Consider the following 25,053-nt stretch of genomic DNA (forward strand, 5'->3'; position numbering starts at 1 on the left):
CCCTGCCGGTGACCCCTTCGCGGTCCCGGCGCCCCACCCATCACGCGCCACGCAAGGAACATCACCCCATGTACTCCGACGTCTCGATCGCCGGCGACCCCCTCGCTCTGCCCCACCTGCTGCCGCCGGCGCCCCAGCACCCCGGCACCGTCGCCGAGTTCGCCGGACTCGCCCGCACCATCGCCGCCGACCGCGGCCGGTGGGCCCCGCTGGTGCGCTACGACGCCACCACCCGCTGGTACGCACGCCTGCAGACCGGCCCCGGCTACGAGGTGTGGCTGCTGAGCTGGCTGCCCGGCCAGGGCAGCGGCCTGCACGACCACGGCGCCTCCCACGGCGTGCACACCGTCCTCCAGGGCACCCTGCGCGAACGCTCCCTGGCCGCGCGGGGCGGGACCGCCCGGGAGACCACCCGGGTGCTGACGGCCGGACACCAGCGCGCGTTCGCTCCGGGGTACGTCCACGAGGTGGTCAACGACTCGCTGGACGGCGCGGTCAGCCTGCACGTGTACTTCCCGGGGCTGACGGAGATGACGCCGCACGCGTGCACGCCCGCGGCGACCGCGAAGACCGGGGCCGCGGCGCGCGGCTGACCGCGGGGGCCGACCACGCGGCTGACCACGTGGGCTGACCACACGGCTGACCGGGGGCGCGCCCGTCGTGCGGCCGGCCCGGGGACGGCCGGTGGTGGACGCCGGCAGCCGCGCCCCGGCCGGCTGACAGACTGGGGCCATGCGAATCGTGGTTCTGGCCGGAGGAATCGGAGGCGCGCGGTTCCTGCGCGGCCTCAAGGCAGCGGCGCCGGAGGCGGACGTCACCGTCGTCGGCAACACCGGAGACGACATCCACCTGTTCGGGCTGAAGGTCTGCCCGGACCTCGACACCGTGATGTACACGCTCGGCGGCGGCATCCACGAGGAGCAGGGCTGGGGGCGCTCGGACGAGACGTTCGCCGTCAAGGAGGAGCTGGCGGCGTACGGCGTGGGGCCCGAGTGGTTCGGGCTCGGCGACCGGGACTTCGCGACGCACATCGTGCGCACCCAGATGATCGGCGCCGGCTATCCGCTCAGCGCGGTCACCGAGGCGCTGTGCGCGCGGTGGAAGCCCGGGGTGCGGCTGCTGCCGATGTCGGACGACCGGGTCGAGACCCACGTCCTGGTGGAGCTGGACGGCGAGCGCAAGGCCGTGCACTTCCAGGAGTACTGGGTGCGGCTGCGGGCCGCGGTCCCCGCGCACGCGGTGGTGCCGGTGGGGGCGGAGGCCGCCAAGCCCGCGCCCGGGGTGCTGGAGGCGATCGCGGCGGCCGACGTGGTCCTCTTCCCGCCGTCGAACCCGGTGGTGAGCATCGGCACGATCCTGGCGGTGCCGGGCATCCGCGAGGCCATCGCCGAGGCCGGGGTGCCGGTGGTGGGCCTGTCGCCGATCGTCGGCGACGCGCCCGTGCGCGGCATGGCCGACAAGGTGCTCGCCGCGGTCGGCGTGGAGGCCACCGCGGCGGCCGTCGCCACGCACTACGGCTCCGGGCTGCTGGACGGCTGGCTGGTCGACACGGTGGACGCGGGCGCGGTGCCGGCCGTCGAGGAGGCGGGCATCCGCTGCCGCGCGGTGCCGCTGATGATGACCGATGTGGACGCGGCGGCGCAGATGGCGCGCGAGGCGCTGGCGCTGGCCGAGGAGGTGCGGGTATGACGACGACCGGGCACGCGGGGACGCAGCCGGCGAAGGACGCGGGCGACGACTCCCCCGGAGCCGGACCGGCAGCGGGTGCGGCAGAGGCGGCGGACCCGCGCACGGGCACGGCCGCCGGCACGGCCGCGACGGCGACCACGGGTACGACTGCGGCTGCGGCTGGTGCTACGACTGCGGCTTCGGCTTCGGCTGCCGGTGCGACCGGCGGCGCCGACGGCGCCGCGCGGTACGAGGTCTTCGGGGTGCCGGGGATCGGCGAGGTGCGGCCCGGGGACGACCTGGCCGGCCTCATCGCGACGACCGGCGTGACCCTGGCGGACGGCGACGTGCTGCTGGTCACCTCGAAGATCGTCAGCAAGGCCGAGGGCCGGATCGTGCGGGCCGACGACCGCGAGGCGGCGATAGACGCCGAGGCCGTACGGCTGGTGGCGCGCCGCGGCGCGACCCGCGTCGTGGAGACGCGGCACGGCTTCGTGATGGCCGCGGCGGGCGTGGACGCCTCCAACACCGAGGCCGGCACGGTGCTGCTGCTCCCCGAGCAGCCCGACGCGTCGGCCCGCGCGATCCGCGAGGGGCTGCTGCGCACCCTGGGCGTACGGGTCGGCGTCGTCGTCACCGACACCTTCGGGCGGCCCTGGCGAGACGGCCTGACCGACGTGGCGATCGGCGCGTCCGGGGTGCGGGTGCTGGAGGACCTGCGCGGCGGGAAGGACGGGTACGGCAACCCGCTGAACGCAACGGTCACCGCCGTCGCCGACGAACTCGCCGCCGCGGGCGACCTGGTGAAGGGCAAGACCAGCGGCGTGCCGGTCGCGGTGGTGCGCGGCCTGGCCGCGCTGGTCGACCCCGAGCCGGGCGCGGACGACCCGGGCGCACGGCCGCTGCTGCGCAGGTCGGCCGACGACATGTTCCGGCTCGGCACCTCGGAGGCGGTCCGCGAGGCGGTCGGACTGCGGCGCACCGTGCGGGAGTTCACCGACGAACCGGTGGACCCCGCGGCGGTGCGCCGGGCGGTCGCGCTGGCCGTCACCGCGCCGGCGCCGCACCACACCACGCCGTGGCGGTTCGTCCTGCTGGAGACCGAGCAGGCCCGCACCCGGCTGCTGGACGCGATGCGGGACGCCTGGGAGGGCGACCTGCGCCGCGACGGCTTCAGCGAGGAGAGCATCGCCAAGCGCCTGCGCCGCGGCGACGTGCTGCGCCGCGCGCCGTACCTGGTGGTGCCGTGCCTGGTCGCCGACGGCGCGCACGCCTACCCGGACACGCGGCGGGCCGCGGCGGAGCGGGAGATGTTCGTCGTGGCGGCCGGAGCGGGCGTCCAGAACCTGCTGGTCGCCCTGGCCGGTGAGCAGCTCGGCTCGGCGTGGGTGTCCTCGACGATGTTCTGCCGCGGTGTCGTGCGCACGGTGCTCGACCTGCCGGCGGACTGGGACCCGATGGGCGCGGTCGCGGTCGGCCGCCCGGCGGTCGCGCCGGCGCCGCGCGCCGACCGCGATCCCGAGGCGTTCCTGACGGTGCGGTAGGCGATGCGCCGGCGTGGGTCGCCGGGCTGCGCGGGCGGCCCGGGCGACCGCGCGGCGCGGACCCCCGCTGGGCTGCGCGGGCGGGTCGGGAGCCGGACGTCGGCGGCCGGACATCGGCGGCCGGCTGGGCCCCGGCGGCCGGCTGGGCGCCGGCGGTCGCGAGCGGGGTCAGGCCCAGGGGCCGGGCGGGGCCGGGGCGCGGCGCGGGGTGCGGCGGGGCGGGCCGGAGGCGCCGAGCAGGATCAGCCGGGCGGCCCGGTGCCGCTGGCCGGCGTAGGGCTCCAGCAGCTCCAGCATGGTCGCGTCGTCGGTGCGGTGCGCGCCGGTCAGCGCGTAGCCGATGTGGTGCGGCAGGTGCAGGTCGCCGACGGTGACCGCGTCGGCCGCGCCGTGGCTGCGCTGCAGCGTCTCGGCCGCGGTCCACGGGCCGACGCCCGGCACGGTCTGCAGCCGCGCCGACGCCTCCTCCGGGGGCAGCGCGGCGAGCGACTCCAGGCGCGGGCCGAGGCGGGCCGCGCGCAGCACGGTGGCCGCGCGCTTGTCGTCCACGCCCGCGCAGTGCCAGTCCCACGAGGGGACGCGGGACCAGCCGCGCGCGTCCGGCATGACGCGCATGCCGCCGGCCGCGGCGGGGCCGGGAGCGGGTTCGCCGTGCTGGAGCAGCAGCAGCTTCCAGGCGCGGTACGCCTCGGCGGTGGTGACCTTCTGCTCCAGGATCGAGGGGATCAGCGCTTCCAGCACCAGGCCGGTGCGGGTCAGGCGCAGGCCGGGGTGGCGGCGGTGGGAGCGGTGCACGACGCGGTGGCGCGGGACGAAGGCGGCGGGCTCGTCGTCCGCGCCGAGCAGGGCGGGCATCGCGTCCAGGAGCCACTGGGCGCCGGGGCCCCACGCGGTGCCCTCCAGCGCGGCGGGGGTTCCGGTGATGCGCAGCGTCGCCGCGCCCTCGGGGGTGCGGCTGGCGCGCCACACCGCGCCGTCCGGGGTGATCCGGAACGCGGGGTCGCCGCCGCCGCGGCGCAGCGGCATCACCGTGCGCCGCACGTCCAGCGGGCCCGGCGGCGCCCACCTGCGCGTGACGCCCCCGCTGCTGGTCGCCGTCGCGCTCCCGGCCACCCGGGTCGCGGCCGGCGCCGCGAGCCCGCTGCCGCTCTCTGTCGCGCGGTCCGTCGCACTGCGGGCCGCGCCTACGTGGCTGGGCGCGCTTGCGCCCGCGGCGGGGCGGGGCGGGGGGATCGGGGGCACGCGCCGAGACTACGCGGCTCCCCCGCGGGCGGTGTGGCCGGATGCGCACCGGGCGGCCCCCTCCGCCCGGATGCCCACCGGGGCGGCCCCCTCCGCCCGGTGACGCACCCCCGGTCCGCTCCGGTTCGGCGCGCCGTCTCCCCGTTCCCCGGGTGACGTGGCGTTCGGCGTCCTGCGGGAGACCACAGGGGCGTCTCGTCGCCGGGCGGGTTGCTCCGGGGGCGCGCGGACACCCTAGGTGTTCTGTCTCGGGAGGTTGTGGACGGTGACGGAGATCATCACTCGCTGATCTTGAAAAGGGTGAGGGCCTTCTGGCCTGGTGTGGATTGCGACATCTGCACCGGCGACCAGAAAGGCCCTCGTGCCTCACCGTAACGCACCCCTGACCGAGACCGGACGTCTGCGTCTGGCACGCTGCGTGGTGGACGACGGCTGGCCGCTGCGGCGGGCGGCCGAACGCTTCCAGGTCTCGCCGACCACCGCTCAGCGCTGGGCCGAGCGCTACCGGCAGTTCGGTGAGGCCGGGATGGGCGACCGCTCCTCCCGCCCGCGCACAAGCCCCCGCCGCACCCCGACCCGCACCGAGCGCCGGATCATCAAGGTCCGCGTCCTGCGCCGCTGGGGACCGGCCCGTATCGCGCACCTGCTACGGCTGGCGCCCTCGACCGTGCACCGGGTCCTGACCCGCTACGGCCTGGCCCGTCTGGCCCACCTGGACCGGGCCACCGGCCGCGTCATACGCCGCTACGAACGCGACCGGCCCGGCGAACTCGTCCACATCGACATCAAGAAGCTCGGCAACATCCCCGACGGCGGCGGCCACAAGGTCCTGGGCCGCCAAGCAGGCCGCAAGACCCGCTCAAACGCCGGCTACAGCTACCTCCACACCGCCGTCGACGACCACTCCCGCCTGGCCTACAGCGAAATCCTGCCCGACGAGAAGAAGGAGACCGCCACCGGCTTCTGGACCCGCGCCCACGCCTTCTTCGCCCAGGCCGGCATCACCGTCGAACGCGTGCTGACCGACAACGGCTCCTGCTACCGCTCACGCGACTGGCGCGACCTGCTGACGGCAGCCGGGATCACCCACAAACGAACCCGGCCCTACCGGCCCCAGACCAACGGCAAGGTCGAACGCTTCAACCGCACCCTGCTCGACGAGTGGGCCTACGCCCGCCCCTACCGCTCCGAGGCCGAACGCCGCAACGCCTTCCCCGACTGGCTCCACACCTACAATCACCACCGCGGACACACCGCGCTGAAAGGCCAACCACCCGCCAGCCGCGTCCCCAACCTCACAGGGCAATACACCTAGGGCGCGTCCGGGGAGAAGCGGATGGCGGACGCCGGGATGCGGGCGGCGGGCCAGACGCGGGCCCCGGGGAGGAGTTCGTTGTCCGCGCCGATGTGCGCGGCGTCGCCGACGACGACGCCGTCGAGGACGGTGCGGGGGCCGATGTGGGCGCCGGCGCCGACGAGCGAGTCGCGGACCACCGCGCCCTCCGCGATGTGCGCGCCGGCCAGGATCGCGCTGCCGTCGACCTGGGCGCCGGAGGCGACGACCGCGCCGGCGGCGACACAGGTGCCGCCGAAGAGCTTGGCGTCGTCGGCGACCCGGGCGCCGGCCAGGACGAGGCGCTCACCGCACCGCCCGGGCACCGCAGGCGAGGGCGCGCGGCCCAGGACCAGGTCGGCCGAGCCGCGGACGAACGCCTGGGGCGTGCCGAGGTCCAGCCAGTACGTGGCGTCGACCATGCCCTGCAGGTGCGCGCCGTCGGCGAGCAGCCCGGGGAACGTCTCGCGCTCGACGCTGACCGGCCGCCCCGCCGGGATCGTGTCCAGGACGCCGCGGGTGAAGACGTAGGCCCCCGCGTTGATCTGGTCGGTGACGATCTCCTCCGGGGTCTGCGGCTTCTCCAGGAACGCGGTCACGCGCCCGTCCGCGTCCGTGGGCACCAGGCCGAACGCGCGCGGGTCGTCGACCGTCGTCAGGTGCAGGGAGACGTCCGCGCCGCTGGAGCGGTGGGTGGCCACCAGGGCCGGGATGTCCAGGCCGGTCAGGATGTCGCCGTTGAAGACCAGCACGGGGTCGCCCGGCGCGGACCGCAGCCGGTGGGCGACGTTGCGCAGCGCGCCGCCGGTGCCGAGCGGGTCGGTCTCGGTGACGTACTCCAGGTGCAGCCCGAGCGCCGATCCGTCGCCGAAGTACGGCTCGAAGACCTCGGCGAGGTACGACGTCGCCAGCACGATGTGCTCCACGCCGGCCGCGCGGGCGCGGGCCAGTTGGTGGGTGAGGAACGGGACGCCGGCCGCTGGCACCATCGGCTTGGGCGTGTGGACGGTGAGCGGCCGCAGCCGGGTGCCCTTGCCGCCGACGAGCATGATGGCCTCGGTCGCCGGGCCGCCGGAGGAGGGGGCGGGTGCGGGCGCCGAGGCGGGGTGTGCACGCATGCGCACGATAGTGACATAAGCCGTAAAGCTGATGAATCAGTACCTGACGCGTCGTCGGATACGTCGCCCCGCCGGACCCCCGTACGGAGTACCCGCCGCCGCCACGGGTGGTACGCCACCGTACCCGCCGCGCGCGGCCCTCCGCAGCCGGGTGGTGCGCCGGCGCGCCGCCGAAGGCCCGCGGTCCCGCGGACCCCGCTCCCCCGCGGCCCGCCCGATCATGCCAGTAACCTGGCCCCCGTGACAGCCACCGTGCAGACTCCCGCCGCATTGCTCGCCGAGGCCCTGCGCGGCGACCCCGGCCGCCCCCTGGTCACCTTCTACGACGACGCGACCGGCGAACGCGTCGAGCTGTCGGTGGCGACGTTCGGCAACTGGGTCGCCAAGACCGCGAACCTGCTCCAGGACGACCTGGGCGCGCAGCCGGGCGACCGGGTCGCGCTGCTGCTGCCGGCACACTGGCAGACCGCGGTGTGGCTGCTCGCGGCGTTCTCGGTGGGCGTGGTGGCCGTGCCGGGCGGCGACCCGGGCGGCGCGGACCTCGTGGTGAGCGGACCGGACACGCTCCAGGAGGCGCTGGCCTGCCGCGGCGAACGGGTCGCGCTGGCGCTGCGCCCGCTGGGGGGCCGCTTCCCGCAGCCGCCGGCCGGGTTCGCGGACTACGCCGTCGAAGTGCCGTCGAAGGGCGACCGGTTCGCGCCGTACGCACCGGTGGAGCCGGACGCGCCGGCCCTCGAACTGCCCGGCGCCCAGGGCGCGCCGCAGGTGCTGTCCGGCGCCGAGGTCGTGGCCAGGGCCCGCGCCGACGCCGCGGACCTCGGGCTGGCGCGCGGCTCGCGGGTGCTGACCGGGCTGCCGTTCGGCGACTGGCCGGGGCTGGCCGCGGGCCTGCTCGCGCCGCTCGCCGCCGACGCGTCCGTGGTGCTCTGCCGCCACCTGGACCAGCTGCCGGCCGAGCGGCTCGCGCAGCGCCGGGACGCGGAGCGCGTCACGCACGTCGTGCCGTAGTCGGAGCCGGAGCCGCAGCCGCAGCCGCAGCGCCGTCCGAGGCGGGACCGACTCCGGCGCCTTCGCGGCCCGGCCGTGGTGCCCGTGTGGCGTGTGTGGCCGCGCACGCCTGGAGTTGATCACTTCCCGGACAACCGGCGGCGTAACCGGTCGCTCGGGCAACCAAGTCCGGACCTGGGCTGTCTCAACGTGTGCCGGACGGGCATTCGGTCCGTAGTCCCGGCGACCCCGGCAACCGGCGACCTACCGAGGACGGCCACCGACGTGACCACGCCAGCAGACCCCGAGCCCGGCGACCCCGCATCCGGCCCCATACCGGCCGTCCCGACTCCTCCGACTCCTCCGACTTCTCCGGCCGCCCCCGCGGGTCCCGCGGACCCCGCGCCGCCTGCCGACGCGGAACCCGGCGCCGAACCCGGCCCGGAGGCCGTTGCGGAACCCGTCACGGAACCGGCCGCGAAAGCCGCCGCGACCGGCCCTTCCGCGACCACCCCCGCGAAGGCCGCCGCAGCCGCCCCCGCCGCGACCGCCCCCGCCGCCCCGGCGGTCCCCGCGGTCGCCGAACCGCCCGCGGCCCGGCGGCGGTTCCGCTGGCTGCGCGTCCTGGCCGTCTGCACCGCGCTCGTGGTGCTCGCACTGGCCGGCGGCGCCTGGTACGTGTACCAGCACCTGAACGGCAACATCACCACCGACAACGTCACCGAGACCGAGCTGAAGGCGCAGGAGGACCACCGGCCGGCGCAGGAGCCGACCGCCGCCGAGAACATCCTGCTGATCGGCTCGGACAACCGCGGCAACGGCAACGAGAAGTACGGCCAGGACAGCGGCACGCAGCGCTCGGACACCACGATCCTGCTGCACCTGTCGGCGGACCGCAGCAACGCCACCGCGATGAGCATCCCGCGCGACCTGATGGCGCACGTCCCGGAGTGCACCAAGCCCGATGGCAGCACGATCAGCCCGAAGTTCGAGCAGTTCAACTGGGCGTTCGAGGCGGGCGGCGCGGCCTGCACGATCCGTACGGTCGAGGAGATGACCGGCGTCCGCGTCGACCACCACCTGATCGTGGACTTCAGCGGCTTCAAGAAGATGGTCGACGCGGTGGACGGCGTCGAGGTGTGCCTGGCCGACCCGGTGCACGACCAGCAGGCGCACCTGGACCTGCCAGCCGGCCGGCAGAAGCTGGACGGCGAGCAGGCGCTCGGCTTCGTCCGGGCCCGGCACGGCTTCGGCGACGGCAGCGACACCGAACGCATCGGGCGGCAGCAGGACTTCCTGGCCTCGCTGGTCAAGAAGGTGCAGAGCAACGGCGTGCTGCTCAACCCGGTCAAGCTCTACCCGCTGCTGGACTCCGCGACCAAGTCGCTGACCGCCGACCCCGGGCTCAACTCGCTGAGCGAGCTGTACAAGCTGGCGCAGAGCCTGCAGAAGGTGCCGGCCGGGCAGATCCACTTCCTGACCGTGCCGCGCGAGCCGTACGTCGAGGACCACAACCGCGACCAGCTCGTCCAGCCCGACGCCGACCGGCTGTTCGCCGCGGTCCGCGCCGACCAGGCGATCCGCGTGACCTCCGGCCCGACCGACACGGGCGCGCCCTCCGCGTCCACGGGCTCCACGGGCTCCACGGATTCCGCGAGTTCCGCCGACCCCACGGGCTCCGCCGGCTCCACCAGCGCCCCCTCGTCCACCCCGTCCGCCGGCGCGACCTCCTCCCCCGGCGCCGGCTCCACCTCCGCCCCGACGTTCCACGGAACCACCGCGGATCGTGACATCTGCGGCAAAGATCAATGAAAACCTGCTGAAAAGTCCGCTCAAGTCTCCGACGGGATCAACGGGTTTGTCCGCTTGTAGGGACGCAGGATTTGTCACGGCCGGATATCGGCGATGAACTGGGCGGCTAGTGTGAGCGATCCGGCCGTTCCCGGAGGGAGGACCTGAGGGACCGTGGACACGCAAGGCCGTGGGAACATCGACCCGGCGGACCAGTGGGTGCTGGACCCCGCGACGGGCACCTACCAGTTGCGGCTGGAGCCGGACGCCGGCGCGCACGCCCCGGGCGTGCCCGCGCAGGCCCGCTACGGCGACGGCGCGGCCGGCGGACCGGCCGCGCACAGCGCCCCCTCCTCCCCCGAGGACGCCGCCGGCGCCGCGCGCACCGCGCCGCCGGTCCCGTCCGCGCCGACCGGCACCGGCACCGGCACGGCCCCGCTGCCCACCGTCCCGCCCGCCCGCGGCGCCGGCGACACCGCGCCCGCCTCCCACGGCCGCCGGGCCGCCCGCACGGCCGCCGCGGCCGGCGGCGGACGCGGCGCCGGCCGGGCGGGAGGCTCGGGCGGGCCGGGCGCTCCCGGCGGCCCCGGCGGTCCGCGCAGCCGGCGCCGGGCCAAGCCGAAGATGTCCCGCAAGAAGAAGGCGCTGGTGTGGACCGGCGGCGCCGTCGGCTTCGTGCTGGTGGTCACCGCGGTCGGCGGCTACCTGGTCTACGAGCACTTCAACAACAACATCACGACCGTCGACGTGGGCGACGCGGGCAGCAAGAGCGTCACCCACGAGGGCCCGATGAACATCCTGGTGATCGGCACCGACAGCCGCCAGGGCCTGGGCAAGAAGTACGGCGACGCGGGCAGCGTCGGCCACGCGGACACCACGATCCTCTTCCACGTCTCGGCCGACCGCTCCAACGCGACCGCGGTGAGCATCCCGCGCGACACCGTGACGGCCATCCCGGACTGCCCGACCAAGCAGAAGGACGGCTCGACGAAGGTCGTCCCCGGCACGCCGGTGTCGACCTCGTCGCCGAAGTTCAACGAGAGCCTGGGGCAGGACGGCCGCGACCCCGGCTGCACGATGCGGCTGGTCAGCCAGATGACCGGGCTGAAGATCGACCACTTCATGATGGTCAACTTCGAGGCCGTGAAGACGCTGTCGACCGCGGTCGGCGGCGTCGAGGTGTGCCTCAACCGGCCGCTGGTCGACGCCAAGTCGCACCTGAACCTCACCGCGGGCCCGCACAAGCTGGAGGGCGAGCAGGCGCTGGAGTTCGTCAGGACCCGGCACGCGCTGCAGAACCAGAGCGACCTGGACCGGATCAAGCTGCAGCAGAACTTCCTCAGCGCGATGATCCGCCAGATGAAGTCCACCGACATACTGACCAGCCCGACCAAGCTGTGGACGCTGGCGAACGCCGCGACCAAGGCGCTCACCGTGGACTCCGCGATCGGCAGCGTCACCAAGCTGAGCAGCCTGGCCAAGGACCTCAGCAAGGTGAACACCAAGAACATCACGTTCGTCACGCTGCCGGTGGTCGACAACCCCAACGAGAAGGTGCACGCCACCGTCGTCGTCGACCAGACCCGGGCGCCCCAGCTGCTGCGGCTGATCAAGGACGACACCTCGCTCACCGCGACCAAGAAGAAGACCACGACCGCGACGCCCGACCCGCGGACCGACGGCCCCAAGGCGACCCCGCACAACACCCGGGTCAACGTCCGCAACGGCAGCGGGATCTTCGGCGCCGCGCAGCAGACGGTGAACTGGCTGCAGAACGACGAGGGCGTCAACCGCTCGGCGAACATCGGCAACGCGCCGGCCGAGGTGGCGAAGACCACACTGGAGTACGCGCCGAACCAGGCCGACCAGGCCCGCTCGCTGGCCGCGATGATGGGCCTGCCGGCCTCCGCGCTGCACCAGGGCACGGTGGACGCCGAGCCGCTGGCCTACATGACGCTCACCCTCGGCAAGGACTTCACCGCGCCGGGCACGCCGATCGCCGCGCCCACCGCGCTGCCCAGCAGCGTGCCCAAGACGGAAGCGGACAATTCGGCCTGCGTGGGGTGAGCGCGGGCACGTCGTGTGGCCTGATTGCAACTCCGCGCGCCTCCCGACCGTCTGACTAAGGGATGAGGCTGCGACCGCCAGCCGAGACGAAAGGGCTGACGCCCGCAGCAGCACGGGGAGAGGACGCTATGCGCGACGGGACGGTGGGGGGAACGGCTACGGCGCCGCTCCTGACTGGGAGCAGGGGCTGTACCGGGACGACGCCCGCGCGTACGCCCCGGAGCCGGACGGCGGATATCCGCCGGCGGAGCACGGCGGGTACGCCCCTTCCGGCCCCGACGGCGCGTACGCGCCCCCCGAGTCCGGCGGCGCCTCCGCCCCGCCCGGCCAGGCGATACCCGGGCCGCGCGCCCCGCAGCCCGGCTCGCACCGGGCGCGGAGCCGCGGCGCCCAGGAAGGCTCCGGCGGCACGGGCGGACCCGACGGCACGGGCGGACCCGGCGGCCCCGGCGGCGGCCACCGCAGAGGCGGCCGGCGGGCTCCCCGCAGCCGCGGCCGACGGCTGCTGAAGTGGACCGCGATCGGCACCTCGGTGGCGGTGCTGGGCACTGCGGGCGCGGCCTACGGCTACTACGAGTACCTCGCCAGCAAGATCCACAAGGGGCAGCGGGTCAGCGGCGACACCCACGCGATCAAGCCGAAGGCCAACGCCGACGGCGACACCCCGCTGAACATCCTCATCCTCGGCTCCGACACCCGCTCCGACCCCGAGGACGCCAAGCTGGGCGGCGCGGCCGACAGCACCGGCGCGCGGGCCGACGTGATCATGATCGCGCACCTGTCGGCGGACCGCAGCAACATGTCGATCGTCAGCATCCCGCGCGACACCCGGGTGAACATACCCAAGTGCACCGACCCCAAGACGCACCAGGAATACCCGGCGACCACCGACATCATCAACGCCTCGCTGGCCCGCGGCGGCGCCGGCTGCACCCTGGCCACCGTGCAGAACCTCACCGGCGGCCTCTACATCGACCACTGGCTGACCATCGACTTCGCCGGCGTGGTGAAGATGGCCGACGTGCTCGGCGGCGCGCAGGTCTGCGTGCAGCAGAACGTGGACGACCACCCGACCGCGGCCCAGCCCGGCGGCTCGCACCTGCACCTGACGGCCGGCACCCACACGGTCAAGGGCGAGCAGGCGCTGCAGTGGCTGCGCACCCGGCACGCCTTCGGCAGCGACGCGATGCGCTCCAAGGCGCAGCACATGTACATGAGCTCGCTGCTGCGCAACCTGCGCAGCCAGAACCTCTTCTCCAACCCGGGCCGGCTCAACGACATCGCGACCAAGGCGATGTCGGCGTTCACCGTGTCCTCCGAGATCGGCACCCCGAAGAAGCTCTACGACCTGGGCATGCAGCTCAAGAGCATCCCGCCGAACCGGACCACGATGCTGACGATGCCGCACATCGAGGACCCGGAGAACCAGAACCACTACGTGCCGGCCCCCAGCGCCCAGACCGTCTGGTCGCTGATGCGCAACGACGTGGCGATGGACGCCAACGGCAAGGCCGCCTCGACCGCGTCGCCGAGCGCCAAGCCGACCACCGCGCCGGCGGGACCGCCCGCCGCGGCGCCGGCCACCGTCCCGGTCACCGTGGTCAACGGCACGGCGGGCACCGACGAGGGCGTCCCGACCTCGCACCGGGCCGGCGACATCGCGCAGGAGCTGGTCGCCAAGGGCTTCGCCAAGGCCGCCGCCACCCAGCAGGCGCACCCCAGCCAGGGCACCACGCTGGTCTACCCGGCGAGCGCCGGCGCGCAGGGCAGGTCGGACGCGCTGTCGGTGGCCAAGGCGCTCGGCATCCCGGCCACGGGCGTCAAGGCGTCCGCGCAGGCCGACGCCATCACGCTGACCGTCGGCGCCGACTGGAAGACCGGCACGGACTACGCGGCGACGCTGCCGAAGGCCGGCTCGGTGCCGACCGACGCGGACGCGGTCAACGGCGCGGAGGACTCGTCCAAGAACTGCATGTACGTCGAGCCGACGTACCGGTTCTGAGCCGGCGCCGCGCGCGGCTCAGACGTCCGCGGGGGTTCCGGTGGACGTCTGCGCCGGGTGCGCGTCGCCGGTGACCGCCGGGCGGCGGCTGGCGATCACCCGGCGGGCCAGCGAGCGCGGGCTGGTGACGAAGCCGTAGCCCCAGCACATGTGCATGGTGGCCAGCGCCAGCGGGATGCGCAGGCGCGCCGCCGCGGGCAGCCCGCGCCCGGCCGGCAGCGAGCCGACGGTGATGCCGGCCAGGTACGCCGCGGGCACCAGCAGCGCCCACGGGGTGAGCGCCGCGCCGACCACCAGGCCGGCGGCGTTGGCGATCAGCGCGCCGGGGGCGGCCAGGTAGCGCAGGTTGACCGAGCCGCGGTGGTAGCGGGTGACGACGCGGCGCCAGCGCCCGTAGTCCTTGTACTGTTTGGCCAGGGTGCGCACGCTCGGCCGGGGGCGGTAGGAGACCCGCAGCTCGGGCGAGAACCAGATCAGGTGGCCGGCCTCGCGGATGCGGTAGTTCAGCTCCCAGTCCTGGGCGCGGATGAACTCCACGTTGTAGCCGCCCTGCTGCTCCAGCACCTCGCGGCGGAAGACGCCGAGGTACACGGTGTCCGCGGGCGCGGCGGCGCCGCCGGTGTGAAAGGCGGCGTTGCCGACGCCGATCTTCGCGGTCATCGCCGCGGCGACCGCCTGCTCCCACGCGTTCTCGCCCTCGGCGTGCATGATGCCGCCGACGTTGGCCGCGCCGGTCTCGTCCAGCAGCCGCACGGCGGTGGCGATGTAGTTCGGCGAGAGCATGCCGTGGCCGTCGACGCGGACCACCACCGGGTGGCGGGAGGCGGCGATGGCCGCGTTGAGCGCGGCGGGGGTGCGTCCCGTCGGGTTGGGCACGGTGTGGACGCGGGGGTCCTCGGCGACGAGTTCGGCCGCGATCGCGTCGGTGCGGTCCGTGGACGGGCCGAGCGCGATGACGACTTCGAGCTCGCCCGGGTAGTCCTGGGCCAGGATGTGCCGGACGGAGTTGCGCAGGTGGCGCTCCTCGTTGAGCACCGGCATGATCACGGAGACGGCCGGGAGCGCGGGGTTCGAGGCGTGGGTGGCGGCGTTCATCGTGAGGAACGTTACCGCTATCGGGGGACACCAGCGCGTGGGGCCATAACCGACAGTCCTATTTGTCCCTAGCCTGAACGGGTTCTGCTCCGCTTCGTCCCCGATGCCCGGAGGTCGTGCCCGTGCCGCCCACCCGACGCCGACCGGCGACCGGCGCCGGCCCCGCCCGCCGGCGCGGGGCAGGTCCCCCGCGCCCGGACGGTCGCCCCCGGACAGGGGGCGCGGGGCGCCCGGGGCGCGGGCGGCGCGCGGCGCCCGGGGCCGCGCCGGCCGCCGGTCCGGTGGAGCACCAGGATCGCCGGCGGGATCGCGCTGCTGGTGATCACCGCCAGCGGGCTCGGGCACGCGGTGGTGAACTCGCTGAGCGGGGCGATCGACCGGGTGGACGCCTTCGGCGGCATGCAGGGCCGCCCCGAGGGCTCCAAGGGCACCAACTTCCTGCTGGTCGGCACCGACGGCCGCGACGGCCTGGACCCGGGCGAGAAGCGGCAGTACCACCTGGGCGGCGCGCCCTGCCACTGCACCGACACGATCATGCTGGTGCACCTGTCGCAGGACCGGCGGCGGGCCAGCGTGGTGAGCATCCCGCGGGACAGCTACGTACGGCTGCCGGACGTCGGCCCCGCGGCGGTCCTCGCCTCGCGCGGCGCCGCGGGGGCGACGCCGGCGGCCTCCCGGGCGCCGGGCTCCGCGTCCGCGGCACCGTCCGCGTCGGCATCCCCGTCCGCGTCGGCATCCCCGTCCGCGTCGGCGTCCCCGTCCGCGTCGGCGCCCGTGGGCACGCATCCGGCGAAGATCAACGAAGCGTACGCCGACGGCGGCCCCAAGCTGACCGTGCAGACGGTCGAGCGGCTCACCGGGGTGCACATCGACCACTACCTGGAGGTCGACTTCACCAGCTTCATGAAGACCGTCGACGTGATCGGCGGCGTCCCGGTGTGCACCACCGAGCCGCTCACCGACTCCTACACCGGGCTGAAGCTGCCCGCGGGCACCACCCGGCTCGACGGCGGCCAGGCACTGCAGTACGTCCGCTCCCGACACATCGACGGTTCCGCGGACCTGGGCCGGATGCAGCGGCAGCAGAAGTTCCTCGCCCAGGTCATCCACAAGATCACCAGCAGCGGCACGCTGAGCAACCCGGTCGAGCTGAGCCGGGTGGCCGGCACCGTGCTCGGCTCGGTCCGCGCCGACCAGGGGCTCAGCGCGACCGACCTGATCGCGCTCGCGCAGGGCATGAAGGGCTTCTCGCCCAGTTCCTCGGAGTTCGCCTCGGTGCCGCTGAGCGAACTGAACTACAAGGTCCCGGGCATCGGCTCCACGGTGAAGTGGGACGAGGCGAAGGCCGGCAAGCTGTGGGCGGCGATCCGCGCGGACCGGCCGCTGACCGCGCCGAAGCCCGCCGCGCACTCCTCCGCCGGCTCCGGCCCGGCCACGGTGGACGTCGCTCCGGCGACGATCCGGGTCACGGTGGCGAACGGCACGTCGACCAACGGCCTGGCCGCCGCCGCGCAGAAGGCGCTGCGCGCGACCGGCTTCGTCACCCCGGAGCTGCCGGCCACCGCCGAGACCAAGGTCGCCCGCACCGAGATCCGCTACGACCCGCGCTGGGACCGCTCGGCGAAGGCGCTGGGCGTCGCCCTGCCGACGGCGGAGCTGGTGCCGGTGGCCGGCCAGGGCGCGGTGATGCGGGTCGTGCTCGGCCCCGACTACACCAAGGTCACGCCGGTGCGGGCCGCCTCGCACCCGGTCGGCGAGAGCGCGGTGACCGGCGACGAGGTCGCCTGTCCGTAGCGGACCGGTGCCGTACCCCGGCCTGCGGCGCGCGGCCGGTCCGTGCGGTCCGTACGGCCCGTGCGGTCCCTGCGGTCCGTGCAGTCCATGCAGTCCATGCGGTCCGTGCGGGGTCGGCTCAGTCGCCCAGGCCCTCGGCGGCGCGCTCGCGGCGCAGCTCGACGATGGCGCGGCGGCGGGCCAGCCGGTGGGTGCGGCGGATCTGGGCCTCCTGCCAGCGGCGGCGGTCCCGGTCGGTCTCCGGCACCACCTGCGGCACCGGGCGCGGCCGACCCTCGGCGTCGACCGCGACGAAGACCAGGTAGGCGCTGGCGACCTGCTTGGCGGGGCCGGACTCGTTCCAGCGCTCGGCGACGACCCGTACGCCGATCTCCATGGAGGTGGTGCCGGTCCAGTTGACCTGCGCGCGCACGTGCAGCAGGTCGCCCACCCTGACCGGCTCCAGGAAGGCCATCTCGTCCATCGCGCCGGTGACCGCGGGCCCCCCGGAGTGGCGGCCGGCGACCGCGCCCGCGGCGTCGTCCACCAGCTTCATCACGACGCCGCCGTGCACGGTCCCCAGCAGGTTCGTGTCGTGGGCGCTCATGATGTGGGAGAGCGTGATCCGGGAGGCGGAGGTCGGCCGCTCCGCGACGACGGGCACGGCCGGGGTGGCCAGCGGGTCCGGGCCGCCGGCGGTGGGGTGCTGCGGTCGGGACGGGTCCTCGATCATGACATCCACCTTATGTCCGACCGTGCTCACGTCACGAAACGGCTCCCGAGCCGGGGCGAATGCATCGGGTCTGCTACAGAACCGCCTGGGATTCAGGGTGACCCCCCGTGGCCGGGCACACTGGCGGACATGAACGGTTGGAGCGATGACACCGAGCAGCGCAGGCTCTCCGAGCCTCCGCTGCCGCCAGAACTGTCGCCGCGCAGGGCAGCGGCAGCCTCGGGCGGCGTCCCGCCGCAGGCCGCCAGGCGCCCCCAGCCGGGCGCCGCGCCGGGCGGCCCGGGCGGCTACGGCGGCCCTTCCGGACCCGGTGGGCCGGGCGGTCCCGGCGGACCGGGCGCCCCGGGCACGGCCGCGGGGCCGCGCAGGCGGCGCTGGAGCACCCGCAAGAAGATCGGCGTCACGGCGCTCGGCCTGGTCGTGGTGCTGCTCGCGGTGACGGTCTCGACGTACTTCTGGGCCGACTCCAAGGTGCGCCGCGAGGTGGACCTGAGCACCGTCGAGGACCGGCCGCCGGCCGGCAAGGGCACGAACTACCTGATCGTCGGCTCGGACAGCCGTGAGGGGCTGACCAAGGAGGACGAGAAGAAGCTGCACACCGGCGCCGCCGAGGGCCAGCGCACCGACTCGATGATGATCCTGCACACCGGCGGCAACGGCACCACGATGCTGAGCCTGCCGCGCGACTCCTACGTCACCATCCCCGCCTTCACCGGCAAGGAGACGCACAAGCGCTACGCGGCCTCGACGCACAAGCTGAACCGCGCCTACGCCGACGGCGGCCCCGAGCTGCTGACCCGGACCATCGAGTACAACACCGGCATCCACATCGACCACTACGCGGAGATCGGCTTCGCCGGCTTCGTGAACCTGGTCAACGCGCTGGGCGGGACCACCATCTGCCTGGACAAGCCGCTGCACGACAAGGCGTCCGGCGCGGACTTCGCGGCCGGCTGCCAGAAGATGAACGGGCAGCAGTCGCTGGCCTACGTCCGGCAGCGGCACCAGGAGGCCGACCAGGACCTGGGCCGGATGCGCAACCAGCAGAAGTTCCTGTCCACCCTGGCCCACCAGGCGGCCTCGCCGTCCACCATCCTCAACCCGTTCAAGCTGTACCCGGTCATCGGCTCGGGCCTGGACACGCTCATCGTCGACAAGAAGATGAGCCTGCTGGACCTGACCCACATGTTCTGGGCGATGAAGGGCGTCACCGGCGGCGACGGCCGGCAGATGACCGTGCCGATAGGCAACGCCAACTACATGACCCCCAACGACGGCGACGCCGTGAAGTGGGACATGACGAAGGCCAAGCAGCTCTTCGACGAGCTGAAGAACGACGAGAAGGTCACCGTCAGCGGCAACTGACGTACGGCGCCGGCACGGCGCACCGGCACGCGGACGCGCACGCGGACACGCGGAAGCGGCCCGGCCCCCGGGAGGAGGGGTCGGGCCGCTTCCGCGTGTCGGTGCGCCGGCGCGCGTGCGTGCGCCGGAACGCCGGCGCGTCAGGTGCTCAGTGCCGCGCGGTGGCGGTCTTGCGGCGCAGGAAGAAGACCGCGCCGGCGCCGGCCGCCACGAGGGCCGCGGCGATGCCGGCGATCATGCCGGTGTTGCTGCCGCCACCGGTCTCGGCCAGGTCCTGCGTGCCCGCCGCGGGGGACGGCGCGTTGGTGTCGCCGACGGCCGGGGCCGGCGAGGTGGTGCTCGCGCTCGGCGTCGGGCTCGCGGGCGCGGTGGTGGGCGGCGTGCTCGCCGGGGGCGTGCTGGCCGGCGGGGTGGTGCTGTCGGTCGGGGTCGGCGTCGGGGTGGTGGGCGCGGCGCAGGTCGTGCCGTTGGTCGTCAGGCTGCCCTTGGTGACGTCGGAGTCGACCCGGTTGCTGCCCACGGTCTGCACGTGCACGCGGTAGGTGCTGTCGGCGTACCAGGGCACCTGGATGTCGATCGACTGGGTGGTCGACGCGCCGTTGAAGTGGCCGGAGCCGACGTTCTTGTCGCCCACGTAGACGGTCACGTCGACGGCGGTGCCGCTGGTGTCGGTGTCGGTCACCTTGACGTCGGCCTTGCCGGTCGCGGTGTTGCAGGACACGTCGGCGGTGAAGTCACGGATGTCGCAGGCGAAGGCGGTCCCGCCGACGGCCAGCGAGAGCGCGGCTGCGGCGGACGCGACGCCGATGGAACGCACCGCTATGGCGGTGCGGCGGTTTATGGACACGGCTTCCCTTCACGGGATCGGTTCACATCACGGAGGATCACCCCTGCGTCTCAACGGACCCCCGTCCCGCAGCGGATGACCCGACAGCTCTACAAGTCCCCGCGATCGCTTGTCAATTGGCCGCAAACCGCCCGCTAAACCTCTTCACCCGTGCAAAGTCGTCAGCCTGAACACGCCGCCGTCCGCGGTTTATTACAGAGTTGAGACGAACCGCGCCCGCCCCACCGACCCCATCCGCACCACGGCGGGACGGGCCGGCGGGCACGGGGACCGCGGGCTCGGGTCAGCAGGCGCACAGGCAGAACGGGTGCCCGGCCGGGTCCGCGTAGACCCGCCAGTTGCGCGCGCCGTCGTTGTCGCCCTCCAGCAGCGTGGCGCCGAGTTCGAGCACCCGCTTCTCGGCGTCGTCCATGGCGGCGCGCTCGACCGCGACGTCCAGGTGGAACTGCTGCGGGCGCTCCGGGTCCGGCCAGGCCGGCGGCTTGTGGTCGAGCGCGCGCTGGAAGGCGAGGTCCTGCTCGCCCTCGCGGTGCAGGTCCACCCACTCCCCGTCGTCGTCGACCTCGACCGTGCCGCCGAGCAGTTCCGCGTAGAACGCGGCGAGCGCCGCGGGGTCGGGGCTGTCCAGGACCACCGCTCCGAGCCTGCCGATCATGACGTGTTCCCTCCGTCGTGGGCTTCGTTCCGCCGGGCACCGTTACCGGCAGATGGGCCTCAGCCGGTAACCGTTACTTCATCATGGCGGGCTGGGGGTAACGTGGCAAGGGTGGAGGAGCCCGGAGCACGCGCGCCCGCGCCCGAGCCGCTGCGACTGGTCCAGGAGCTGGTGAACACCGTCGACCTGGAGCCGGGCGAGGAGAGCCTGGGCTCGCCCGCGGAGCTGGCGGCCTGGCTGCGCGGACACGGGCTGCCGGCCCGCGGCGTGGGCGCGGCCGACCTCGCCGAGGCCGTGGCGCTGCGCGAGGCGCTACGGGAGGTGTGCGCGGCGCACGCGGGGGCGACGGTGCCCGGGGAGGCCCTGGGCACGCTGGACCGGCTGCTGCGGGCCGCGCCGCTGCGGCTGGAGATCGACGCGGCGGGCGCCGCGCGGGTCCGCCCGGCCGACGGGCTCGGCCCGACCGCGGCCCTCACCGCCGCGGTGGCCGCGGCCGTCGCCGCGGCGGTCGCGGACGGCACGTGGCCGCGGCTGAAGGCGTGCGCCGCGGACACCTGCCGGTGGGTCTACTACGACCGCAGCCCGGCCGGCCGCAGCCGCTGGTGCACGATGGCGCTGTGCGGCAGCCGCGCCAAGATGCGCACGTACCGCAGGAACCGGGCCGGCGCCTGAGTCCGGTCAGGCGCCGGCCCGGTGGTCAGCGGGGCCGCGGGGGCCAGGGGCCGCAGCCGTCAGCAGGCCGCGGGGCCAGGTGCCGCGGCCGTCAGGAGGCCACGGGGCCAGGTGCCGCGGCGGTCGGGTGCCGCGGCGGTCGGGTGCCGGCGGTCAGGTGCCGCGGCGGTCAGGAGGAGGACGCGGCGGCCCGGCGCGCGGGCTCGCCCGGCTCCGCCTCGCCGGCGGGCGCCGTCTCGCCGGGGCGCACGGCCCCCCGCCCGGCCGCGTCCTGGAGGGCGAGCCGGCCGACCGCCGCGGCGATGAGCGCCGCGAGGCCGAGGCTGACCGGACCGGTGCCCCAGCCGAGGCCGCCGTGCGACGTGGCCGCGCCCATCCAGTCGGCGAAGGAGGCCCCCAGCGGACGGGTCAGCACATACGCCCACCAGAAGGCGGCGACGGCGTTCAGACCGGCGAGCCGGGCCGCCGCGGGCACCGCGATCGCCGCGGCGAACAGCACGCCGGAGGAGAAGTAGCCGAGCGAGAGCGTGCCCGCGGTGAGGTCGCCGGCCGCGGTGCCCAGCGCGAAGGTGGTGAGCACGGTGGCCCAGTAGAAGCGCTCGCGCCGCGGGGTGTCGATGCTGTGGATGGACAGCGTGCCCTCGCTGCGGTGCCAGGCCACCAGCACCACCGCGAGCAGCACGGCGAACACCACCGTCGAGACCGCGTACGGGACCCCGGCGACGACGTGCACCACGTCGGCCGCCATGGTGCCGAAGACGCTCACCATCACCACCGCGGACCAGTAGATCCAGGGCGAGCAGCGCGCCGCGCGGAACTGCAGCAGCAGCGCGCCGACCAGCCCGAGCAGCCCGATCGCCCCCGCGACCACCGGGTTCAGCACCCGGCCGAGGAAGTCCGAGGTGGTCTCGCCCATGCCGGTGGTGAGGACCTTGGTCAGCCAGAACCACGCGGTGATCCACACCGGCACCTTCGAGGACGCGAACCGGACGGCCGCCGCCCGTGCGGGACCGCCGGACGCGTGCCGGGGTGCGAGCCGCCGGTCGGCGGGAGAGGGGTACTGGGTCTGCTCCATGCGCGAACCGCCGCCTTTCCGGCGCGTGGCGCGCCGCGTTCCACTGACTACAGGACTGTAGACGGTGGAACGCGGGGAGAGGTTCGCGGGCCCGGCGGGCTTTACCCGATCTATGCCTGCGGGCGGGCGCCAGGCGCCCGCGCGAGGCCCGCGGGCGCGGGGCTGTGCGTGCGGGCTGTGGGTGCGGGCTGTGCGTGCGGGCTACGCGTGCGGGCGGCCCATCGCGCGGTAGGTCCAGCCGGCCTTGCGCCACACCTCGGGGTCCAGCGCGTTGCGCCCGTCGAGCAGGCAGCGGCGGCCGGCCGCCTCGCCGAGCGCGACCGGGTCCAGCTCGCGGAACTCGCGCCACTCGGTCAGGTGCAGCACCACGTCGGCGCCGCGGACCGCGTCCAGCGCGGTCGGAGCGTAGCCGAGGGTGGGGAAGAGCCGGCGCGCGTTGTCCATGCCCTTGGGGTCGTAGACGGTGACCTGGCCGCCCTGGAGCTGGATCTGGCCGGCCACGTTGAGCGCGGGCGAGTCGCGCACGTCGTCGGAGTCCGGCTTGAAGGTCGCGCCGAGCACCGCGATCCGGCTGCCCAGGAAGCCGCCGCCGCCCGAGCCGCGGCCCGGCGCCGCGCCCAGCGCCTCGCGGGCCATCTCGACCATCTGGGTGCGCCGGCGCATGTTGACCGAGTCGACCTCGCGCAGGAAGGTCAGCGCCTGGTCGGCGCCCAGCTCACCGGCCCTGGCCATGAACGCGCGGATGTCCTTGGGCAGGCAACCGCCGCCGAAGCCGATGCCGGCCCGCAGGAACTTGCGGCCGATCCGCTCGTCGTAGCCGATCGCCTCGGCGAGCTTGGCGACGTCGCCGCCGGCCGCCTCGCTGACCTCGGCCATCGCGTTGATGAAGGAGATCTTCGTGGCGAGGAAGGCGTTGGCGGCGGTCTTCACCAGTTCGGCGGTCGGATAGTCGGCCACCACGAACGGGGTGCCCTCCGCGGCCGGCTTGGCGTAGACCTCCCGCAGGAGCGACTCGGCGCGCGGGCTGTCGACGCCGATCACGATCCGGTCCGGGTGCAGGGTGTCCTGCACGGCGAAGCCCTCGCGCAGGAACTCCGGGTTCCAGGCCAGCTCGGCGTCCGCGCCGGCCGGCGCCAGTTCGCGCAGCGTCCGCGCGAGCCGGGCCGCGCTGCCCACCGGCACGGTGGACTTGCCGACCACCAGCGCGGGCCGGTGCAGGTGTGGCGCGAGCAGCGCGAAGGCGCTCTCCACGTAGCTCATGTCGCAGGCGTACTCGCCCTGTTTCTGCGGGGTGTTGACGCAGACGAAGTGCACGTCGCCGAACGCGCCGACCTCCTCCCAGGAGGTGGTGAAGCGCAACCGCCCGCTGGAGCCCTCGATCCCGGCCACGTGCCGGGCCAGCAGGTCCTCCAGTCCGGGCTCGTACATCGGCACGCGGCCCTGCGCGAGCAGCTCGATCTTGGCCGGGTCGATGTCCAGGCCGAGCACCTCGAATCCCAGCTCGGCCATCGCGGCCGCGTGGGTGGCGCCGAGGTAGCCGGTGCCGATGACGGTGAGCTTCAGGGGCATGCCGGAGAGCATAGTCCGCACGGCCTGCGGCGATAGCGAGTGCGGTATCCGCCAAACCGTGGCCGAGCCGCAGGCCACAGGTCCACAATGCGTGCATAGATCGCATGGGGAGATCTTTGGGGCGGCGTGGGGAGCGCATCGTGGCCGAGGGGACGGACGCCGCAGTCGGCGGTGTGGCGCAAGGCGGTACGGCGGGGGCAGGGCCGGCGGGGGCGGCGGGGGCAGGGCCGGCGGGTGCAGGGCCGGGCCGGCGGCGGAGCCGGAGGAAGCGGCCACGGACGGGGGCGCCCGTGCCTCCCTGCCACAACAGGACTCCGGCCCCGGCCCCGAACTCCCGCCGCCCGGCGGCCCCGAGACCCCCGAGGACGCCGACAGCCCCGAGGACCCCCAGGACCCCCAGGACCCCCACGACCCGGACAGCCCCGACGACCCCGACGATCCCGACGCCCCCGCCCGGCGGGCGCGGCGCCGGCGGCGTACCCGGCGGGTGCTGCTGGGCGCGCTGATCCTGCTGTGCACCGGCGTGCTGCTGGTCGCGGGCACGGTCTTCTGGGCGTACGAGCACTACACCGGCCGGGTCCAGCGCATCGCCAACGTCTTCCCCACGAACGTGCCGGCCTCGGCGCTGCCCCCGCCGTCGAAGGACGGCAGCCAGACGTTCCTGCTGGTCGGCGTCGACGCGCGCTCGGACCTGCCGACCACCGGCAAGGACGCGAAGGCGCCGGAGTGGAAGCCGGGCGCCCAGCGCAGCGACACGATGATGCTGGTCCACCTCCCCGCCGACCACAAACACGCCTATGTCGTCTCGCTCCCCCGCGACTCCTGGGTGGACATCCCCGGCCACGGCAGGGCGAAGCTCAACGCCGCCTTCTCCTGGGGCGGCCCGCCGCTGCTGATCGACACCGTGCAGCGGCTGACCAAGGTGACCGTCGACCACCTGGCGGTGATCGACTGGAGCGGCTTCAAGAAGCTGACGGACGCGGTCGGCGGCGTCGACATCACCGTGGACAAGACGGTCAGGAGATACAACGGCCCCGGGGGCTACTGGACCGCCGGCACCCACCACATGGACGGCGCGGACGGCCTGGACTACGTACGCGAGCGGTACGGCCTGCCGCGCGGCGACCTCGACCGCACCCACCGCCAGCAGAACTTCCTGCGCGCGGTGCTGTCCAAGATGCTCTCCGGCGGCACCTTCTCCAACCCGCTCAAGCTCAAGCGGACGCTGGACCAGGTGACCTCGGTGGTCAGCGTGGACGACCGGCTGTCGGACTCCGACCTGCGCGGCCTGGTGTGGAAGATGCGCGGTGTGCGCTCCTCGGACATGGTCTTCATGAACGCGCCGGTGGCCGGTTTCGACACCATCGCCAGGCAGTCGGTGGTGCTGCTGGACCCCAACGGCACGTCGGAGCTGTGGGAAGCGCTGCGCAACGACACCATGGACACGTACGTGGCGACGCACACCCTGGACTCGCTCGGCGACAAGGTGTCGTGAGACCACCGGCGGGCGGGCCGGG

20 protein-coding genes are annotated in these 25,053 nt (G+C 74.5%); 12 read left to right on the plus strand and 8 right to left on the minus strand.

All coding sequences use genetic code 11. The annotated features are described in order from the left end of the window. The first annotated feature begins 68 nt into the window (after positions 1-68). The 3 genes from VSR01_RS13695 (at position 69) to VSR01_RS13705 (ending at position 3,212) form a co-directional block, all read left to right on the plus strand. Entirely contained in the window at positions 69-593 is a 525-nt protein-coding gene (locus VSR01_RS13695) for a cysteine dioxygenase (protein WP_326449496.1), read from the plus strand. Between the two features lie 139 nt (positions 594-732). Beyond that, positions 733-1,689, plus strand: a complete 957-nt coding sequence (gene cofD, locus VSR01_RS13700) for a 2-phospho-L-lactate transferase (RefSeq protein ID WP_326449497.1) — start codon at positions 733-735, stop codon at positions 1,687-1,689. Then, positions 1,686-3,212 (plus strand): coenzyme F420-0:L-glutamate ligase, encoded by a 1,527-nt coding sequence (locus tag VSR01_RS13705; RefSeq protein ID WP_326449498.1) that lies wholly within the window; start codon positions 1,686-1,688, stop codon positions 3,210-3,212. Before cofD ends, VSR01_RS13705 begins: the two co-directional genes overlap by 4 nt. Positions 3,213-3,380: 168 nt before the next feature. Here VSR01_RS13705 and VSR01_RS13710 read toward each other — a convergent pair whose 3' ends face one another. After that, the gene (locus tag VSR01_RS13710; protein WP_326453644.1) at positions 3,381-4,238 is read right to left on the minus strand and encodes a DNA-3-methyladenine glycosylase family protein; all 858 of its coding nucleotides are present in this window, start codon (positions 4,236-4,238) and stop codon (positions 3,381-3,383) included. 577 nt (positions 4,239-4,815) lie between these two features. On the opposite strand from VSR01_RS13710, the gene VSR01_RS13715 reads away from it, so the two are divergent. Beyond that, positions 4,816-5,769, plus strand: coding sequence for an IS481 family transposase (locus VSR01_RS13715; protein ID WP_326449499.1), 954 nt, complete (start codon positions 4,816-4,818; stop codon positions 5,767-5,769). Here the strand turns inward: VSR01_RS13715 and VSR01_RS13720 are convergent. Beyond that, a complete protein-coding gene (locus tag VSR01_RS13720) occupies positions 5,766-6,905 on the minus strand; it encodes a nucleotidyltransferase family protein (RefSeq protein ID WP_326449500.1) in 1,140 nt (379 codons plus the stop codon). The two genes, VSR01_RS13715 and VSR01_RS13720, sit on opposite strands and share 4 nt — an antisense overlap. A gap of 240 nt (positions 6,906-7,145) precedes the next feature. Here VSR01_RS13720 and VSR01_RS13725 point away from each other — a divergent pair, with 240 nt between their 5' ends. From VSR01_RS13725 to VSR01_RS13740, 4 genes are all read left to right on the plus strand, one after another. After that, entirely contained in the window at positions 7,146-7,913 is a 768-nt protein-coding gene (locus VSR01_RS13725) for a TIGR03089 family protein (protein ID WP_326449501.1), read from the plus strand. Positions 7,914-8,177: 264 nt separating this feature from the next. Further along, the gene (locus tag VSR01_RS13730; protein WP_326449502.1) at positions 8,178-9,704 is read left to right on the plus strand and encodes an LCP family protein; all 1,527 of its coding nucleotides are present in this window, start codon (positions 8,178-8,180) and stop codon (positions 9,702-9,704) included. Between the two features lie 153 nt (positions 9,705-9,857). Further along, on the plus strand, positions 9,858-11,750 hold the full coding sequence (locus VSR01_RS13735; protein ID WP_326449503.1) for an LCP family protein: 1,893 nt from the start codon (positions 9,858-9,860) through the stop codon (positions 11,748-11,750). A 538-nt stretch (positions 11,751-12,288) separates the two neighbouring features. Continuing rightward, positions 12,289-13,752, plus strand: coding sequence for an LCP family protein (locus VSR01_RS13740; protein ID WP_326449504.1), 1,464 nt, complete (start codon positions 12,289-12,291; stop codon positions 13,750-13,752). Between the two features lie 18 nt (positions 13,753-13,770). Here VSR01_RS13740 and VSR01_RS13745 read toward each other — a convergent pair whose 3' ends face one another. Then, positions 13,771-14,847 (minus strand): glycosyltransferase family 2 protein, encoded by a 1,077-nt coding sequence (locus VSR01_RS13745; protein ID WP_326449505.1) that lies wholly within the window; start codon positions 14,845-14,847, stop codon positions 13,771-13,773. Between the two features lie 399 nt (positions 14,848-15,246). On the opposite strand from VSR01_RS13745, the gene VSR01_RS13750 reads away from it, so the two are divergent. After that, on the plus strand, positions 15,247-16,641 hold the full coding sequence (locus VSR01_RS13750; RefSeq protein ID WP_442785670.1) for an LCP family protein: 1,395 nt from the start codon (positions 15,247-15,249) through the stop codon (positions 16,639-16,641). A 118-nt stretch (positions 16,642-16,759) separates the two neighbouring features. Here the strand turns inward: VSR01_RS13750 and VSR01_RS13755 are convergent, their stop codons facing one another. Further along, entirely contained in the window at positions 16,760-17,227 is a 468-nt protein-coding gene (locus VSR01_RS13755) for an acyl-CoA thioesterase (RefSeq protein WP_326453646.1), read from the minus strand. Between the two features lie 255 nt (positions 17,228-17,482). Between VSR01_RS13755 and VSR01_RS13760 the strand changes: the two genes are divergently transcribed. Then, positions 17,483-18,718, plus strand: coding sequence for an LCP family protein (locus VSR01_RS13760; protein ID WP_326449506.1), 1,236 nt, complete (start codon positions 17,483-17,485; stop codon positions 18,716-18,718). Between the two features lie 148 nt (positions 18,719-18,866). Here the strand turns inward: VSR01_RS13760 and VSR01_RS13765 are convergent, their stop codons facing one another. After that, entirely contained in the window at positions 18,867-19,565 is a 699-nt protein-coding gene (locus VSR01_RS13765) for an LAETG motif-containing sortase-dependent surface protein (protein ID WP_326449507.1), read from the minus strand. A 283-nt stretch (positions 19,566-19,848) separates the two neighbouring features. Beyond that, positions 19,849-20,220 (minus strand): VOC family protein, encoded by a 372-nt coding sequence (locus VSR01_RS13770; protein WP_326449508.1) that lies wholly within the window; start codon positions 20,218-20,220, stop codon positions 19,849-19,851. Positions 20,221-20,331: 111 nt separating this feature from the next. Between VSR01_RS13770 and VSR01_RS13775 the strand changes: the two genes are divergently transcribed. After that, positions 20,332-20,892: a CGNR zinc finger domain-containing protein gene (locus tag VSR01_RS13775; protein ID WP_326449509.1), complete on the plus strand. Its 561-nt coding sequence runs from the start codon at positions 20,332-20,334 to the stop codon at positions 20,890-20,892. 169 nt (positions 20,893-21,061) lie between these two features. Here VSR01_RS13775 and VSR01_RS13780 read toward each other — a convergent pair whose 3' ends face one another. After that, entirely contained in the window at positions 21,062-21,967 is a 906-nt protein-coding gene (locus VSR01_RS13780; protein WP_326449510.1) for a COG4705 family protein, read from the minus strand. Between the two features lie 201 nt (positions 21,968-22,168). After that, positions 22,169-23,536, minus strand: a complete 1,368-nt coding sequence (locus tag VSR01_RS13785; protein WP_326449511.1) for a UDP-glucose dehydrogenase family protein — start codon at positions 23,534-23,536, stop codon at positions 22,169-22,171. Between the two features lie 487 nt (positions 23,537-24,023). On the opposite strand from VSR01_RS13785, the gene VSR01_RS13790 reads away from it, so the two are divergent. Then, complete coding sequence (locus tag VSR01_RS13790; RefSeq protein WP_326449512.1) at positions 24,024-25,031, plus strand: LCP family protein; 1,008 nt, start codon at positions 24,024-24,026, stop codon at positions 25,029-25,031. The last annotated feature ends 22 nt before the right edge of the window (positions 25,032-25,053 follow it).

It is taken from the genome of Actinacidiphila sp. DG2A-62 (assembly GCF_035825295.1).
Classification (GTDB): Bacteria; Actinomycetota; Actinomycetes; order Streptomycetales; family Streptomycetaceae; genus Actinacidiphila.

Excerpts from the sequence above, each read along its gene's own strand:
- VSR01_RS13780 (WP_326449510.1), bottom strand. The coding sequence starts at position 21,967 with ATGGAGCAGACCCAGTACCCCTCTCCCGCCGACCGGCGGCTCGCACCC.
- cofD (WP_326449497.1), top strand. The coding sequence starts at position 733 with ATGCGAATCGTGGTTCTGGCCGGAGGAATCGGAGGCGCGCGGTTCCTG.
- VSR01_RS13785 (WP_326449511.1), bottom strand. The coding sequence starts at position 23,536 with ATGCCCCTGAAGCTCACCGTCATCGGCACCGGCTACCTCGGCGCCACC.
- VSR01_RS13695 (WP_326449496.1), top strand. The coding sequence starts at position 69 with ATGTACTCCGACGTCTCGATCGCCGGCGACCCCCTCGCTCTGCCCCAC.
- VSR01_RS13710 (WP_326453644.1), bottom strand. The coding sequence starts at position 4,238 with ATGCCGCTGCGCCGCGGCGGCGGCGACCCCGCGTTCCGGATCACCCCG.
- VSR01_RS13745 (WP_326449505.1), bottom strand. The coding sequence starts at position 14,847 with ATGAACGCCGCCACCCACGCCTCGAACCCCGCGCTCCCGGCCGTCTCC.
- VSR01_RS13755 (WP_326453646.1), bottom strand. The coding sequence starts at position 17,227 with ATGAGCGCCCACGACACGAACCTGCTGGGGACCGTGCACGGCGGCGTC.
- VSR01_RS13750 (WP_442785670.1), top strand. The coding sequence starts at position 15,247 with ATGCAGGGCCGCCCCGAGGGCTCCAAGGGCACCAACTTCCTGCTGGTC.
- VSR01_RS13705 (WP_326449498.1), top strand. The coding sequence starts at position 1,686 with ATGACGACGACCGGGCACGCGGGGACGCAGCCGGCGAAGGACGCGGGC.
- VSR01_RS13720 (WP_326449500.1), bottom strand. The coding sequence starts at position 6,905 with ATGCGTGCACACCCCGCCTCGGCGCCCGCACCCGCCCCCTCCTCCGGC.
- VSR01_RS13770 (WP_326449508.1), bottom strand. The coding sequence starts at position 20,220 with ATGATCGGCAGGCTCGGAGCGGTGGTCCTGGACAGCCCCGACCCCGCG.
- VSR01_RS13760 (WP_326449506.1), top strand. The coding sequence starts at position 17,483 with ATGAACGGTTGGAGCGATGACACCGAGCAGCGCAGGCTCTCCGAGCCT.